General features: G+C 72.8%; 12 protein-coding genes. 9 read left to right on the top strand and 3 right to left on the bottom strand.

Annotated features, from left to right (window positions below):
* Positions 1 to 50: 50 nt before the first annotated feature.
* Positions 51 to 1166: an allantoicase gene (gene alc, locus H295_RS0100760; protein ID WP_028808912.1), complete on the top strand. Its 1116-nt coding sequence runs from the start codon at positions 51 to 53 to the stop codon at positions 1164 to 1166.
* Between the two features lie 333 nt (positions 1167 to 1499).
* Here the strand turns inward: alc and H295_RS0100755 are convergent, their stop codons facing one another.
* Positions 1500 to 1703 (bottom strand): hypothetical protein, encoded by a 204-nt coding sequence (locus tag H295_RS0100755; RefSeq protein WP_020133428.1) that lies wholly within the window; start codon positions 1701 to 1703, stop codon positions 1500 to 1502.
* 169 nt (positions 1704 to 1872) lie between these two features.
* On the opposite strand from H295_RS0100755, the gene H295_RS0100750 reads away from it, so the two are divergent.
* From H295_RS0100750 to H295_RS0100740, 3 genes are all read left to right on the top strand, one after another.
* The gene (locus tag H295_RS0100750; RefSeq protein WP_043216843.1) at positions 1873 to 3132 is read left to right on the top strand and encodes a sensor histidine kinase; all 1260 of its coding nucleotides are present in this window, start codon (positions 1873 to 1875) and stop codon (positions 3130 to 3132) included.
* Between the two features lie 124 nt (positions 3133 to 3256).
* On the top strand, positions 3257 to 3946 hold the full coding sequence (locus tag H295_RS0100745; RefSeq protein WP_028808911.1) for a response regulator transcription factor: 690 nt from the start codon (positions 3257 to 3259) through the stop codon (positions 3944 to 3946).
* 40 nt (positions 3947 to 3986) lie between these two features.
* On the top strand, positions 3987 to 5174 hold the full coding sequence (locus tag H295_RS0100740; protein WP_028808910.1) for a cytochrome P450 family protein: 1188 nt from the start codon (positions 3987 to 3989) through the stop codon (positions 5172 to 5174).
* A gap of 70 nt (positions 5175 to 5244) precedes the next feature.
* Here H295_RS0100740 and H295_RS0100735 read toward each other — a convergent pair whose 3' ends face one another.
* Entirely contained in the window at positions 5245 to 6267 is a 1023-nt protein-coding gene (locus tag H295_RS0100735) for a Gfo/Idh/MocA family oxidoreductase (protein ID WP_020133424.1), read from the bottom strand.
* A gap of 129 nt (positions 6268 to 6396) precedes the next feature.
* On the opposite strand from H295_RS0100735, the gene H295_RS0100730 reads away from it, so the two are divergent.
* From H295_RS0100730 to H295_RS0100710, 5 genes are all read left to right on the top strand, one after another.
* The gene (locus H295_RS0100730; RefSeq protein WP_199788550.1) at positions 6397 to 7134 is read left to right on the top strand and encodes a GntR family transcriptional regulator; all 738 of its coding nucleotides are present in this window, start codon (positions 6397 to 6399) and stop codon (positions 7132 to 7134) included.
* Between the two features lie 120 nt (positions 7135 to 7254).
* Positions 7255 to 8403 carry an ROK family glucokinase gene (locus H295_RS0100725; RefSeq protein WP_020133422.1) on the top strand — a complete coding sequence of 383 codons (1149 nt, stop codon included), beginning with the start codon at positions 7255 to 7257 and terminating at the stop codon, positions 8401 to 8403.
* Positions 8400 to 8984 carry a hypothetical protein gene (locus H295_RS0100720; protein ID WP_020133421.1) on the top strand — a complete coding sequence of 195 codons (585 nt, stop codon included), beginning with the start codon at positions 8400 to 8402 and terminating at the stop codon, positions 8982 to 8984. The genes H295_RS0100725 and H295_RS0100720 overlap by 4 nt, the downstream gene beginning before the upstream one ends.
* An 85-nt stretch (positions 8985 to 9069) precedes the next feature.
* Positions 9070 to 11913 (top strand): DEAD/DEAH box helicase, encoded by a 2844-nt coding sequence (locus tag H295_RS0100715; protein ID WP_020133420.1) that lies wholly within the window; start codon positions 9070 to 9072, stop codon positions 11911 to 11913.
* Positions 11910 to 14105, top strand: a complete 2196-nt coding sequence (locus H295_RS0100710) for an SWIM zinc finger family protein (protein ID WP_020133419.1) — start codon at positions 11910 to 11912, stop codon at positions 14103 to 14105. Before H295_RS0100715 ends, H295_RS0100710 begins: the two co-directional genes overlap by 4 nt.
* Before the next feature lie 244 nt (positions 14106 to 14349).
* Here the strand turns inward: H295_RS0100710 and H295_RS0100705 are convergent, their stop codons facing one another.
* Complete coding sequence (locus H295_RS0100705; RefSeq protein ID WP_020133418.1) at positions 14350 to 15777, bottom strand: glycoside hydrolase family 43 protein; 1428 nt, start codon at positions 15775 to 15777, stop codon at positions 14350 to 14352.
* Between the last annotated feature and the right edge of the window lie 666 nt (positions 15778 to 16443).

The raw sequence follows: 16443 nt of genomic DNA, 5'->3' as shown, positions 1-16443 counted from the left end.
CCCCGCCCCGATCCCACCCGCACCGGCCCACTCCCGAAAGGCACATGTACGTGACGGCGATTCCCAGCTTCACCGGCGACGCGCACCCGTACGGCGGCGGCGACCCGTACGCGGACTACCGCACCGCCGACTTCCCCTTCACCCAGTACGTCAACCTCGCCGCACGGACGCTCGGGGCCTCCGTCATCGCCGCCAACGACGAGTTCTTCGCCCAGCGCGAGAACCTGCTGATGCCCGGGCGGGCCGAGTTCGACCCCGAGCACTTCGGGCACAAGGGCAAGATCATGGACGGCTGGGAGACACGGCGCCGCCGGGGTGCCTCGGCCGAGCACCCCTGGCCGACGGCGGAGGACCACGACTGGGCGCTGGTGCGGCTCGGCGCGCCCGGTGTGATCCGGGGGATCGTCGTCGACACCGCCCACTTCCGCGGCAACTACCCGCAGGCGGTGTCGGTCGAGGGGGCGAGTGTCGCCGGGTCCCCGTCTCCCGAGGAACTGCTGGGCGACGACGTGAAGTGGACGACCCTGGTCCCGCGGACGCCGGTCGGCGGCCACGCGGCGAACGGCTTCGAGGTGCCCCTGGAGCAGTGCTTCACCCACCTCCGGGTCAAGCAGCACCCGGACGGCGGCATCGCCCGTCTGCGTGTGTACGGCGAGGTCGTCCCGGACCCGGCGTGGCTGGAGGTCCTCGGCGCCTTCGACGTGGTCGCGCTGGAGAACGGCGGCCGGGCCGAGGACGCCTCGAACCTCTTCTACTCGCCCGCCTCCAACACCATCCAGCCCGGCCGCTCGCGCAAGATGGACGACGGCTGGGAGACCCGCCGCCGCCGCGACCAGGGCCACGACTGGATCCGCTACCGCCTGGTGGCCCAGTCCCGGATCCGAGCGATCGAGATCGACACGGCGTATCTGAAGGGCAACAGCGCGGGCTGGGCGTCGGTGTCGGTCCGTGACGGCGACGCCGGTGACTGGCGCGAGATCCTCCCGCGCACCCGGCTCCAGCCCGACACCAACCACCGCTTCGTCCTGCCGGAGCCGGCGGTCGGCACGCACGCTCGCGTGGACATCTTCCCGGACGGCGGGATCTCGCGCCTGCGGCTGTTCGGCTCCCTGACGGAGGCGGGAACGGCGGCGCTGTCGGCCCGCCACCGCGAGGTGGGCGGCTGAGCGGAGGCCTCGCGGCAGGCGCGGACCACGTCCATCGGCTGCCGCCAGGACGGCCTCCATCGGCAGCGGCCGGACATCGTCTCCGGGCCGCCGACCGGGCGGTGATTCCCCGCCCCCCTGGACAGGGCTCGCCCGGGACGCCGTGACAGGGCTCGTCCGGCAACTGACCGGCGAGCCCACGGCCTGCGAAGGAGCGGCCGAGACGGGGGTGGCCCCGGACCCGGGCTCGCCCCCCGGAACTCGGAGCCGGACCCTGCCCGCCTCGACGCGCCGTACGACGCCATGGCCGCGTCCGCACCCTCCCGCGCCGGCCGCAGGGTGAGGACACCGACGTCACCCCCGGCTTCCGACGGCCTCCGCAGCCGCGAACAAGGCGAACGCCAGCACGATCAGGGCGATGCTCGCGTAGACCTCGTAGCCGTCGAGGAAACCGATCCGCTGCACGAGTCCGACATGCCAGCCGGTGAACTCGTGCGCCAGGCCCATCCCGCCCTGCACCAGGGCGACGAAACCGACCACTTCCAGCAGTTGCTTCATGAGGAGACCCTCCACCGGCGGGCCCCGCGAGGGCATCGGCCGCGGGGTGCACGCGGTCGCGCGAAAGCATGACGCCCGCCGAGCCCCGTACGCCGAAAGTCTGCGCTGCCGCGACTTTGGTCGCCGATGCCGTCCATGGACGGGTGCGGCGCGCCCTCGCTGCGTAGATTTGTCGACCGTGAGCCGTGACGAGACAGTGTCCGACCCCGAGGCCTTCGCCGGCCGGCGCTGGCTGATGCCGTCGGCCGTGATCCACGAGTTCGACCCCTCCGCCGTACGGCCCGGGCGGCGGCCCCGGCGTACCGCGCGCGACTGGATCGTCGACTTCTCCTGCTTCCTCCTGGCCGTGCTCGTCGGCATCATCGGAGCGGAAGCGGCGGGCGACAACCCGCATCTCTCGCACTCCGCGGCCACCCTCGACCAACTGCTCGGGGCCCTCGCCTGCGCCGCCGTGTGGCTGCGCCGCCGCTGGCCGCTGGGCCTCGCCGTGGCGACCATCCCGTTCGGACTGCTCTCGGACTCCGCGGGCGGCGCCTGCGCGATCGCCCTGTTCACCCTCGCCGTGCACCGCCCCTTCAAGTACGTGGCCTGGGTGGGCGGCATCAACATCGCCCTGGTGCCGCTCACCTTCCGGATGCGCCCCGACGCCGACCTGCCGTACGTCGTCTCGGTCGTCCTGTCGGTCCTGGTGATCGCTTCGATCATCGGCTGGGGCCTGCTCGTGCGGTCCAAGCGGCAGCTCATGCTCAGCCTGCGGGACCGCGCCCGGCGCGCCGAGACCGAGGCGCGGCTGCGGGCCGAACAGGCGCAGCGGCTGGCCCGTGAGGCCATCGCGCGCGAGATGCACGACGTCCTCGCGCACCGGCTGACGCTGCTCAGCGTGCACGCGGGCGCCCTGGAGTTCCGGCCGGACGCGCCCCGGGAGGAGGTCGCTCGCGCCGCCGGTGTCATCCGGGAGAGCGCGCACGAGGCACTCCAGGACCTGCGGGAGATCATCGGCGTACTGCGGGCCGGGGAGCAGGACGAGGGCGGGCGCCCGCAGCCGACCCTCGTCGCCCTGGACACCCTGGTCGCCGAGTCCCGCGAGGCCGGCATGAAGGTCGTCCTCGACAGCCGGGTCACCGACCCCGCGTCGGTGCCCGCCTCCGTCGGCCGCACCGCCTACCGCATCGCCCAGGAGGGCCTCACCAACGCCCGCAAGCACGCCCCCGGCACCGAGGTCACGGTCACCGTCTCCGGCGGCCCGGGCGGCGGACTCGTGGTCAGCGTGTGCAACCCCGCGCCGGAGGGGGACGTGCCGCACGTCCCCGGCTCGGGGCAGGGCCTGATCGGCCTCACCGAGCGCGCGACGCTGGCCGGGGGACGGCTGGAGCACGGAGTGGAGGCGGACGGGGCGTTCCGGGTACGAGCATGGCTGCCGTGGCCGTGACACCCCCGCCCCGACGAACCGCCCCCACGGGCCGCCCGGCCGCTCGCCGAGCCCTGCCCGCCCCCGCAACTCGCCCGCCCGCGAAGGTGATTGCCCCCGGCCCGAGCGTGATTACGTAAGGCCCATGACTGTGATCAGACTGCTCCTCGTCGACGACGACCCCCTCGTGCGGGCCGGCCTGTCCCTGATGTTGGGCGGGGCCGAGGACATCGAGATCGTCGGCGAGGCCGCGGACGGCGCCGAGGTCGAGGCCGCCGTCGACCGGACCCGCCCGGACGTCGTCCTCATGGACATCCGGATGCCGACGGTGGACGGCCTCACCGCCACCGAGCGGCTGCGCACCCGGCCCGACGCCCCCGAGGTCGTCGTCCTGACCACATTCCACGCGGACGAGCAGGTCCTGCGTGCCCTGCGCGCGGGCGCCGCCGGATTCGTCCTCAAGGACACCCCGCCCGCCGAGATCCTCGCCGCCGTCCGCCGCGTCGCGGCCGGCGACCCGGTCCTGTCGCCCACCGTCACCCGCCAGTTGATGGAGCACGCGGCCGGCACCGCGGCCGACCGGCGCAAGGCACGCGCGCGTGAGCGCATCGGCGCCCTCAACGAGCGGGAGAGGGAAGTGGCCGTCGCGGTCGGCCAGGGACTGTCCAACGCCGAGATCGCCGCCGCCCTCTTCATGAGTGTCGCCACCGTCAAGACCCACGTGTCCCGCGTCCTGGCCAAGCTCGACCTCAACAACCGGGTGCAGATCGCGCTGTTGGCGTACGACGCGGGGTTGCTGGAGCAGTCCGCGGAACCCGAGCCGGACGGGCACTAGGCGAGGCCGCCGTGCGTTGACGGTGGGAAGGGGGAGCCTCATGACCGATCCAGTGATCGACCTCGGGAAGTACGGCGACGCGTTCCGCGCCGATCCGCACCCCGTCTACGCCGAGTTACGCGCCCAGGGACCCGTCCACCGGGTGCGACCACCGGGCTCGGACCCCGACTACTCCACGTGGCTGGTCGTCGGCCACGAGGAGGCGCGCGCCGCACTCGCCGATCCCCGGCTGGCCAAGGACGGCCGCCGCATCGGTGTGCTCTTCCAGGAGGACGGGCTGATCGGCCGCCATCTGCTGGGCAGCGACCCGCCGGAGCACACCCGGCTGCGCGCCCTGGTCTCCCGTGCCTTCACCCCGCGCCGCGTGGAGACACTGCGCCCCAGGATCCAGGAGATCACCGACGAACTCCTCGACGCGATGCTGCCGTACGGCCGCGCCGACCTGGTGACCTCCTTCGCCTACCCACTGCCGATCACCGTGATCTGCGAACTGCTCGGCGTGCCCGAGATGGACCGCACGGAGTTCCGCAAGCTCTCCACGGAGGTCGTGGCACCGACCAGCCCCGAGAGTTCGTACGACTCCGTCGTGCGCCTCGCCGCCTTCCTGACCGAACTCATCGAGGACAAGCGGTGCGCGGGCCTGAGCGACGACCTGCTGGGCGACCTCGTCCGCACCACCGCCGAGGACGGCGACCGGCTCTCCCCGTCTGAACTGCGCGGCATGGCCTTCCTGTTGCTGATCGCGGGTCACGAGACGACCGTCAACCTCATCACCAACGCCGTGCACGCCCTGCTCGCCCACCCGGACCAACTCGCCGCCCTGCGCGCCGACATGAGCCTGGTCGACGCCGCCGTCGAGGAAGCCCTGCGCTACGAGGGCCCGGTGGAGAACGCGACGTTCCGGTACGCCGCCGAGCCCCTGGAGATAGCGGGACGGGCCGTGGACCGGGGCGAGCCGGTGATGATCTGCCTCGGCGCGGCCGACCGCGACGACGCGCGCTACCCGGCCCCGCACGCCTTCGACATCCACCGCGACTCCCGCGGCCACCTCGCCTTCGGCCACGGTCTCCACTACTGCCTGGGCGCCCCACTGGCCCGCCTGGAAGCCCGCACGGCGCTGCGGACCCTGCTGGACCGGGCACCGGCACTCGCCTCGGACGGGCCGCCGGGGGAGTGGCTGCCGGGAATGCTGATCCGGGGGGTGCGGAGCCTGCCGGTGCGGTGGTAGGCCAAGGCGGCAGGTCGCGGCGAGGGCGTGAGGTCGAGGCAGTGGGTCACCCGGGGCGGCGTGACCGCTCTCAGAGCGCGCCCGCGCTCGTGCCGCCCGGGATCTCCGCCAGCCGTACGGCCCGGTGCTCCCGCCGGGACACCTCGCACGCCTCGGCGATCCGGAGCGCCTGGAGGGCCTCACGGCCGTCGCAGGGGTTGGCCCGCTCACCCCGGACCACCTCGATGAACGCGGCCAGCTCGGCCTCGTAGGCCGGTCCGAACCGCTCCAGGAACCCCGTCCACGGCTTGTCCGCGGCGGGCGGTCCGCTCGGCTCCGTGGACGCGATGGGCGTCCGGTCGTCCAGGCCCACCACGACCTGGTCCAGCTCCCCGGCGAGCTCCATGCGCACGTCGTACCCGGCCCCGTTCAGCCGGGTGGCCGTGGCCGTAGCGAGGGTCCCGTCGTCGAGGGTGAGCAGGGCGGCCGCGGTGTCCACGTCCCCCGCGGCCCGGAACATCGGCGGACCCGCGTCGGAGCCGGCCGCGTACACGTCGACCACCTCGTGCCCGGTCACCCAGCGCAGCATGTCGAAGTCGTGGATCAGGGTGTCCCGGTACAGCCCGCCGGACAGCGGCAGCCACTCCGCGGGCGGCGGCGCCTGGTCGGAGGTCAGCGCCCGCACGGTGTGCAGCCGGCCGAGCCGCCCCGAGCGCACGGCCTCCCGCGCGCCCGTGTACCCCGTGTCGAAGCGGCGCTGGAAGCCCATCTGGAGGACCGTCCCGGCGGTCTCGACCTCGGCGATGGCGTGCAACGTGCCGGGCAGGTCGAGCGCGATGGGCTTCTCGCAGAACACCGGCAGTCCCGAGCGCGCCGCCCGGCCGATCAGCTCGGCGTGGGCCGAGGTCGCCGTAGTGATCACCACGGCGTCCACGCCCCATTTGAAGATCTCGTCGATGCCGGGGGCCGCGGTCTCCCCCAGGCGGTGCGCGAGCTCCTGGGCCCGTGCGCCGTCCGCGTCCGTGAGGATTAAGGAACCGACCTCCCGATGGCGGCTGAGCGTGTTCGCATGAATGGTGCCGATGCGGCCCGTCCCAATGACCCCGATGCGCATGTGAACAAAATGTGGTCGATGACCGCCGTTGTCAATCCGTATGTCCGGACAACCGAACTACACGACTTCCCGTCAACAACGCACGCAGCTACGCTCGGGCCCGTGCCGAAACCAGAAGTGGACCCGACCGTGACGCTCGAGCTCAGTGTGGACCGCAGCAGCCCGGTGCCGCTGTACTTCCAGCTGTCCCAGCAGCTGGAGGCCGCCATCGAGCACGGAACGCTCACTCCCGGCAGCCTCCTCGGCAACGAGATCGAGCTCGCCGCCCGGCTCGGCCTCTCCCGTCCCACGGTCCGCCAGGCCATCCAGTCCCTCGTCGACAAGGGCCTGCTCGTGCGGCGCCGCGGAGTCGGCACCCAGGTCGTGCACAGCCAGGTGAAGCGCCCCCTGGAGCTCAGCAGCCTCTACGACGACCTGGAGGCGGCCGGCCAGCGCCCCGCCACGAAGGTCCTGGTCAACGCCGTCGTTCCCGCCACCGCCGAGATCGCCGCCGCGCTCGGCGTCCCCGAGGGCAGCGACGTGCACCGGGTGGAACGCCTGCGCCTCGCCCACGGCGAACCGATGGCCCACCTGTGCAACTTCATTCCGCCGGCCCTCCTCGACCTGGACACCGCACAACTGGAGACCACCGGCCTCTACCGCATGATGCGAGGGGCCGGCATCACCCTCCACAGCGCCCGCCAGACGATCGGCGCGAGAGCGGCCACGCCGGAGGAGGCGGACCGCCTGGCGGAGGAGACGGGTGCCCCTCTGCTGACAATGCAACGCGTCACTTTCGACGACACGGGCAGAGCGGTGGAATACGGCACGCACACATACCGCCCGACGCGCTATTCCTTCGAATTCCAGCTCCTGGTCCGGCCTTAAAGGGGCGCGGGGAACTGCGCGATCAGCCACGCACTGCGCGCACCCGGCATGACGCGCGCACCCCCCTTTGCTCCCCCGTGTTCGGCACCCGCAGGGACCGTGCGGCAGAATCGGGCCTTGATGAGCACCTACGGCAACTTCAGCGCCCCCATAGGCTCCCGCCGCGCCCCCGCCCTGCGCACCGTCGGCACGCGGGAACGCCGCTCACACCTGACGGCACCCCGTGTGCCCACGGTCGGCATCGACATCGGCGGCACCAAGGTCATGGCGGGTGTCGTCGACGCCGACGGCAACATCCTGGAGAAGGTCCGCACCGAGACGCCGGACAAGTCCAAGAGCCCCAAGGTCGTCGAGGACACCATCGTCGAGCTGGTCCTGGACCTCTCCGACCGCCACGACGTGCACGCCGTCGGCATCGGCGCGGCCGGCTGGGTCGACGCCGACCGCAACCGGGTGCTGTTCGCCCCCCACCTGTCCTGGCGCAACGAGCCCCTCCGGGACCGCATCGCCGGCCGCCTCGCCGTCCCCGTGCTGGTGGACAACGACGCCAACACCGCCGCCTGGGCCGAGTGGCGCTTCGGCGCTGGCCGCGGCGAGGACCACCTCGTCATGATCACGCTCGGTACCGGCATCGGCGGCGCGATCCTCGAGGACGGCCAGGTCAAGCGGGGCAAGTACGGTGTCGCCGGCGAGTTCGGCCATATGCAGGTCGTGCCCGGCGGCCACCGCTGCCCGTGCGGCAACCGCGGCTGCTGGGAGCAGTACAGCTCCGGGAACGCGCTGGTCAGGGAGGCCAGAGAGCTGGCCGCCGCCGACTCCCCGGTGGCGTACGGGATCATCGAGCACGTCAAGGGCAACATCGGTGACATCACCGGCCCGATGATCACCGAGCTGGCCCGCGACGGCGACGCCATGTGCATCGAGCTGCTCCAGGACATCGGCCAGTGGCTCGGCGTCGGCATCGCCAACCTGGCCGCCGCCCTCGACCCGTCCTGCTTCGTCATCGGCGGTGGCGTCAGCGCGGCCGACGACCTGCTGATCGGCCCCGCGCGGGACGCGTTCAAGCGCCAGCTCACCGGCCGCGGCTACCGCCCCGAGGCCCGTATCGCCCGGGCCCAGCTGGGCCCGGAGGCCGGCATGGTCGGCGCCGCCGACCTGGCCCGCCTGGTCGCCCGCCGCTTCCGGCGCGCCAACCGGCGCCGGGTGGAGCGGCACGAGCGCTACGAGAAGTACGTGGAGGCCCGCCGCACGTCCCGGGACACGGCGTGAACGCGTCCCTGCCGCGCCAGTCCACCGCGCCCCGCGACGAACCGCAGCGGCCCCCCGAGGACCGCCGGCACCGCAACCGGCGCCGGGCGATCACACTGCTCATCATCGGCCTGCTGATCGGCGTCCCGGCCGGCTATCTGGTGATCTCCGCCAACCAGAGCCGTGACAGCGGCAAGGACAAGGAGGCGAAGTACTCGGCGACGGGCCTCACCCCCGACTGGCCGTCCAAGGTCCAGCGCCGCCTGTACCAGGTGCCGGTCCCGCACCCCGCGGACCTGGTCGCCTCCTACGAGACCAACAACTGGAAGACCAGTCGCCTCTACGTCCAGTTCCGGACGAGCGACGCGGGCCTGGCCGCCTTCCTGACCGCGATGGGCGTCAGCCGCGCCGACCTGAAGAAGAACGACATCTCCATCAGCGAGCGCGACCAGAAGATCACCGGCTGGAAGTTCGACGGGCCCCGCTCCTGGTGGGGCCTGACCCACGCGCAGAAGGACCCGGCACCCACCCAGGACGTCATGGTCAACCTGACCGTCCCGAACGCCCCGAAGGTGTACGTCGTCTCCCGCACGGTTCCCTGACCAGGTCGCCGGAGCCGATTGTCAGACCCCGCCCGTAGAGTCGAGGACGACTGATCCGACATGTGGGCAGGAGGTGACAGGACGTATGAGCGACAGGGCTCTGGTGGCCGAGCGGGCCGGACCGGCCGCCTCTGTGCGACTCGCCGCGATCTTCCTCCCCGCGCCCCTGCCTCGCGAGGGCCGTATCGCGTTCTGGGACCCCGAGGGCGCACCCCTCCCGGCCGAGGGCCCAGACGCCGACGCCACGTCCCCCGAGCGCACCGAGATCACCGTCGTACGACCGCACGGCGCCGGAGTCCGCCGCCGGACCGCACCCGCCCTCTCCCTTCCTGTCGGGGAGGCCCTGCCGCTGCTCGTCCGGGCCCGCCGGCACCCCGCCGCCCACCCCGCCACCGCCTGCTGGGGCGCGGCCGCCCTGCACGCGCTGCGGCTCACGGCCCGCGGCCGGCTCCTGCCCGGCCTGACCGCCACCGGCCACGACGCCTGGCGGGCCGGCCCCCTGGACCCCGACGACATCGCCCACCTGCGCGCGGTCGCCGCCGCCCTGCCCTATGAGGGCCACGCGGTGCCGCTGCCGGGAACCGGCCCGCTGCGGCTGCCCGAACCGGAAGCACTGATGCGCTCCTTCCTGGACGCGGTCGCGGACACCCTGCCCCGCACCCCGGCCGCCCCCTTCGCCGCCGGCAGGCCGTTCGCCGACCGCGCACCCCAGCGGCTGCCGCACGCCCACGAATGGGCCGCCGAGGTCGCCGCCGGCATGGACGCGGGCGTACGGATCTCGCTCCGCCTCGACCTGTCCGCGTCCCGCCTCTTCAACGCCGACGACGCCGGTGCGCGCAGCGCGGGCGCCGCGATCGTCCAGGTGCACAGCCTCGCCGACCCGACCCTGGTGGCCGACGCGGCAGCCCTGTGGGCGGGCGAGGTCGGACCACGCGCACGCGTGGACGCGGCCCTCGCGGTGCGGCGCGCCGCCCGGGTCTGGCCACCGCTGGACCGGCTCTCCGAGCAGGACGTGCCCGACGTACTGGCCCTGTCCGACGAGGAGTTGGGCGACCTGCTGGGCGTGGCCGCGACCCGGCTCGCCGCGGCCGGCGTGGCGGTGCACTGGCCGCGGGACCTGGCGCAGGACCTCACCGCCGCGGCGGTCGTACGCTCCGCGCCGGGCTCCGCGACCGACGGCACCGGATTCTTCGAGAGCGAGGAACTCCTCCAGTTCCGCTGGCAGTTGGCGCTCGGCGGCGACCCGCTCAGCGAGGCCGAGATGGACGCGCTGGCCGAGGCCCACCGTCCCGTCGTACGCCTCAGGGACCAGTGGGTGCTGGTCGACCCCGCCCTCGTCCGCAAGGCCCGCAAACGTGAACTGGGCCTGCTCGACCCGGTCGACGCGCTCTCCGTGACCCTCACCGGCAGCGCGGAGGTCGAAGGGGAGACCGTGGACGCGGTGCCGGAGGGCGCGCTCGCCGCCCTCCGCGACCGCCTGACGACCGGTGTGCGGCCGGCGGAACCGCCCCCGGGTCTGCACGCCACCCTCCGCGACTACCAGCTCCGCGGCCTCGCCTGGCTGGACCTCATGACCTCCCTGGGCCTCGGCGGCTGCCTGGCCGACGACATGGGACTCGGCAAGACGATCACCGTCATCGCCCTGCACCTGCGCCGAGCCCGCCGTGAGCCGACCCTGGTCGTCTGCCCCGCCTCCCTGCTGGGCAACTGGCAGCGGGAGATCACCCGGTTCGCACCCGGCGTCCCCGTCCGCCGCTTCCACGGCACCGAGCGCAGCCTGGACGACCTCGACGGCGGCTTCGTCCTCACCACCTACGGCACCATGCGGGCGGCGGCGGCCCGGCTGGCGGAGCAGCACTGGGGCATGGTCGTCGCGGACGAGGCCCAGCATGTGAAGAACCCCTACTCGGCGACCGCGAAAGCCCTGCGCACCATTCCGTCGCCCGCGCGCGTGGCCCTCACCGGCACCCCGGTCGAGAACAACCTCTCGGAGCTGTGGGCCCTGCTCGACTGGACGACTCCCGGACTGCTCGGCCCGCTGAAGTCCTTCCGCGCCCGGCACGCCCGCGCGGTGGAGAACGGCGAGGACGAGGAAGCGGTGACCAGGCTGGCCCGGCTGGTCCGCCCGTTCCTGCTGCGCCGCAAGAAGTCCGACCCCGGCATCGTCCCCGAGCTGCCGCCCAAGACGGAGACCGACCATCCCGTCCCGCTCACCCGCGAACAGGCCTCGCTGTACGAGGCGGTGGTGCGCGAGTCCATGCTGGCCATCGAGACGGCGGAGGGCATCGCGCGCAGGGGCCTGGTGCTCAAACTGCTCGGGGCCCTGAAGCAGATCTGCGACCATCCCGCGCTGTACCTGAAGGAGGAGGTGCCTGCGGCAGCCGGCGACCGCCTCGCCGCCCGCTCGGGCAAACTGGCCCTGCTCGACGAGCTGTTGGACACCCTGCTGGCGGAGGACGGCTCGGCGCTCGTCTTCACGCAGTACGTCGGCATGGCCCGCCTCATCACCGCTCACCTCGCCGCCCGCGCGGTCCCGGTGGACCTGCTGCACGGGGGTACTCCGGTGCCGGAGCGGGAGCGGATGGTGGACCGCTTCCAGAGCGGGGCGATCCCGGTCCTGGTGCTGTCCCTGAAGGCGGCGGGCACCGGCCTCAACCTCACCCGCGCGGGCCATGTCGTCCACTTCGACCGCTGGTGGAACCCGGCCGTGGAGGAACAGGCCACCGACCGCGCCTACCGCATCGGCCAGACCCAGCCCGTCCAGGTCCACCGCCTCATCACCGAGGGCACCGTGGAGGACCGCATCGCGGAGATGCTCGAGTCCAAGCGGGCCCTCGCCGACGCGATCCTCGGCTCCGGCGAGTCCGCCCTCACCGAGCTCACGGACCGCGAACTGACCGACCTGGTCTCCCTCAGGAGGCCGTCATGACCCCGGGCCCCGCGGACGAGGCCCGCCGGGCCCTGCGGGCGGCACGGGAGCGGGCCACGGGGGCGGCCGACGGTGCCGACACCCCGGCGCCGGAAGCCGCGGGACATCGGGAGACGGCCGACTCGGCGGCTCCGGACCCGAGGAGCGCGCCGGCGGAGGAGGGCGGGGCTGCCCGGGCTTTCACGGAGGCCGATAGGCCCGGTGAGCAGGGCTCAGACGACTCGGGGGCCGAGAAGACTGTCAAGGCCCCTGCCCCGCCAGACCCCCGCCCCGGTGACGCGGCCCGCGCCGCCCTCCGCAAGGCCGTCTCGGGCGTGGACCACGGCACAGACCGGTCCGACGCCGTCGACGACCCCTCCGCCGCTGCCACGAGTGAGGAAACGGACCGGAGCCGGGAAGCGGATCGGCCTCCGGAAGCGGACCGGAGCCCGGAAGCGGTCCCGCCCCCCGCGGCAGCCCCCCTCGACAACCCCCCGCCTCCCGATCCCCGCCCCGCGGACGCCGCCCGCGAGGCCCTGCGTGCGGCACGCAAGAAGCGCGCGGAAATCGAGGCCGCGGAAGCGGAGGCAGCCCTCGTGCGCCGCTCCCGTCGTGCCACCGCGGCCCCGCCACGGGACCGGGCCCGTACGCTGCGCCCGGCTTCCGACGGCCGGGCGCGTGACGTACGGGCGCCTGACGTACGGGCCCGTGACGTACGGGAGTTGCTGGCCGACGCCTTCCGGATGCCCGACGACATGAGCGGCGGTCCGGTGGAGGGGACCGAGGACAACGGCCCTGCACGGCAGGACAGTTCCGGTCGGCGGCCACCCGGTGTCGAGGAGGTCCTCCTCGACACCACCACCCTGGCCCCCACACCCACCGGCACCGACTCGACGGCCCCCGCCGCCGAGCCCCCGTCCATGCCTCGCCACCCCCGCTCGATGGCCGCCCCCAACCGGGACAACGACCTGCGCCGCACCTTCCCCGCGTTCCCGCCCCACCCCTCCGGCGGTGCGCTGGACGCCCGTTTCGCCGCCACCTGGTGGGGCAATGCCTGGGTCACCGCCCTGGAGGAAGGCGCGCTGGACGCCAAACGGCTTGCACGGGGCCGGAGTTACGCCGAGCAGGGACACGTCGACGCGATCACCGTGACGCCGGGACTCGTGCTCGCGTACGTGCAGGGCAGCCGCCCCCGTCCGTACCGGGTACAGGTGCGCCTGCGGACGCTCGACGCCGCCGACTGGGACCGCTTCCTGGATCTCGCCGCCGACCGCACCGGACACATCGCCGCGCTGCTGGACCGGGAGATGCCCCAGTCGCTTGCGGAGTGCGGAGTGCCGTTGCTCCCCGGCCCCGGGGACCTCGAGCCGCAGTGCAGCTGCCCGGACCGGGGCCACCCCTGCAAGCACGCCGCCGCCCTCTGCTACCAGACCGCACGCCTCCTCGACGCCGACCCCTTCGTCCTCCTCCTGCTGCGCGGCCGGGGCGAGCGCGAACTCCTCGACGACCTGTCCCGCCTCAGCGCCGCCCGCGCGGCCCGCGCCGCCCAGGAACGGGAGCCGGCACCCGTGCCCGGCGTGAGGGCGAGCGAGGTCCTCGCGTCCCGCCGACTCCCGCCGCTCCCGGCCCCGTTGCCCGCCCCGCCGCACCCCGAGCAGCCACCGGCGTACCCCGCGTCCCCGGGCGGCCCCGACCCCTTCGCCCTGGACCAGCTCGCCACCGACGCCGCCGCCCGCGCCCACACCCTGCTCGGCACCGGCCATGACCCGGTCGGCGAACTGACGCTGTGGCAGGACGCGGTCCGGCTCGCCGCGGCCCGCCCCGGTTCCGGCCTCACCGCGGGCACCCGCGCCCTCTATGTCTCCCTGGCCGGCGCCACCGGCCGCACCCCGGCCGACCTGGCCCGCGCGGTCGCCGCCTGGCGTCAGGGCGGCCTCGAAGGCCTCGCCGTCCTCGAGGAGCCCTGGGACCCGCCCGCCGGCCGCTTCGACCGCGCCCGGCCCCTGCTGCTCGCCGCCGACCTCCCCGCCTTCCGCCCGTGGCGCAACCACCTCACCCACCCCCGCGGCCATGTCCAGCTCCGCCTGGGCCGCGACGGCCTGTGGTACGCCTACGAGTCCGAACCGGGCCACGACGACTGGTGGCCCCGCGGCACCCCCGACCTCGACCCGGTCGGCGCCCTCACCGGCCTGGGCACCCAGAGCGACCTGTGACCGCGACCTCGTACCCCCCGTGTGGTGTGAGGGCGGCCCGGTGCTGTTCTGTCGCCGGGTCCAGGGTGCCCGGGCTCCGGGGCCGGACCGTAGGAGAAGGCGGCTGGCGTCGAGGCCGTGAGCGAGACGGTGACGACCCCTGCCCCGTCACCCGAGGAAGCCCCGTCGTCCGACTGCCGGCGGGCGGATGCAAGGGGATGCCGGCGCTCTCCGTGGAGGCGCCGGCATCCCTGTCCGTGTCGGGTCAGCTGGTCACGCGGAACGTGGCGTCGCTGCGGGCTGTCGCGGTGGTGATCGGGTCGAGGCGCAGTTGGTAGGCGTAGTGGCGGATGTAGCGGTCGGGGTAGTTGTACGACTGGAACGAGGACCAGCCGGCGTCGGCGAGGCCGGCGACCTTGCGGAAGGTGGCGTCGGCGGCGAACTGGCTGCTGCCGTCGTTGAGGACGAGCTGGAAGTCGTAGTTGGCGTGGCGCAGGAAGTAGCCGGGGTAGTTGACCGACTCGAAGGAGACGGTGCCGGTGCCGGCCAGGCCGGGCCTGATCCGGAACTGGGAGTCCTCGACGGGGCTGACGTTCGGGTCGATGCGCACGTCGAAGCCGGTCTGGCGCACGTAGCGGTCCTGGAAGTTGTACGACTGGAGCCGCTGGGCGGGGGTGTTGGGCCAGCGGGCGAGCACGCGGCTCTCCTCGGCGGCCGTGAGGGCCGTGATCGCGCCGTGGCGCTTGGCGGTGCCGCCCATGTCGTAGTTGGCCGCCGGCTGGAGCTGGTAGGTGCTGACGTCGAACGGGTTGGTCGTCAGGATCGGCCGGTATTCGCGGACGCCCTGCGGGTTGTTGTAGTCGATGTAGAGGGCCCACTCGTTGCGGTTCTGGAACTTCATCCAGACCGGGCCTTCGACGACGTTGCCGGTGAGGCCGATGCTGGCGAGGTTGCCGAGGTTGGTCCAGGTCCCGAGGATCGAGTTGCTGCCCTCGACGTTGTTCTGGCCGTCGCCGGAGACCCTGAGGTAGCGGTAGGGGCCGGTTCCTGCGGGCACCTCGGTCATCTGGGTGTCGACGACCGCGGTGCTGCCGGGCGGGTCGATCCAGATCTGCGGGGTGGTGATGGAGCGGAAGTCCGTGGTGCGGGCGGCGTAGATCCGGTACTTGTTGATGCCGTTCAGCGTGGCGTTCGTCGCCCAGTACAGGACGTAGTCATTGGTCTCGGGGTTCCAGATCGCCTCCGGCGCCCACGCGTTCTTTCCGCCGGGGACCAGTGAGGCGGCGGGGAGCAGCCACGGCTTCGACCAGGTCACCAGGTCGGTCGACTCCCACACCACGAAGTTGGGGCTGCCGTTGGTATAGGTCGAGCCGCAGCGGATGCACAGATCCGTTGCGATGATCCAGTACTTCTTGCCGTCCTGGGAGCGCACCAGCGCGGGGTCGCGCACGCCCTTCGTGCCGATCTTCGAGTTGAGGACCGGCGCTCCGCCGTTGAGGTCGTTCCAGTGCAGGCCGTCCGTGCTGTGCGCGACGTACAGCATCTGGCCGGTCGCGGAGTCGTCGGTGAAGTGCACCATCAGGTAGCCGGGGTCGGCGGCGGCCGCCCGCTGGGGCGTGGTCAGGGCTTGTCCGGTGAGGAGGAGGATGACCGCGAGTATGACCACGGTCAGCCGGGCGCGTAGCGCAGACATGGGATCTCCTGTCGCGTGCGGGTGCCACCGCCAGGTAAGAGGAAGCCGGGCGGCGGAGGGAACTTGGTCTCGGGATGGCCAGGACGGGGCCCGAAATGCCGCGCGAGCCGGAAGGGCGGATCCGGACAACGGTGTTTCACCGCTTGGCCCATGGCGCCATGGTGACGGCGGGTCAGGGCGCGCGAGTACGCACATCCACCCAGTTGGAGAGGTTGCGGCAGGGGCCGGGTGGCTCTGCTTCTCAGCGCCCGTGAAGGCGTTTCAGGTGCGCGGCGCTTCGGCCGGAGGCCTTCGTAGTCAACTTGCTGTCCCATCGGGCCTGTTGATCGATATATCGAACGTTGTTCGTGAAATCGGGCAGAGGTTAGAGCGGGACAGGAGGGTGCGTCAATACATCCGACACATCCGCTGCGATCCGGCAATTACCTGCAAGACGTTCGCCCAGTTTCTGTTATTGCCCCGCCGTCCACCCGTCTCCCGTACATGCGCACCTATGGGATGTCTCGACGGCCGGTAAGAAACTTTTGTTCACAGGCTAGACACGAGCAACGTCCGCATCCGTTAATCCATCCAATGTGTCAGCCCAGATGTGCGTTCTGTATTTCGAACAACGTTTGAAAAGTCGAACCTCCAGTGCCGCGTCGCCGCACACGAACCGTGACGCGC

This window comes from Streptomyces sp. 351MFTsu5.1 (genome assembly GCF_000383655.1).
Classification (GTDB): Bacteria; Actinomycetota; Actinomycetes; order Streptomycetales; family Streptomycetaceae; genus Streptomyces; species Streptomyces griseorubiginosus.
This window is presented reverse-complemented; position numbering and strand designations above follow the sequence as displayed.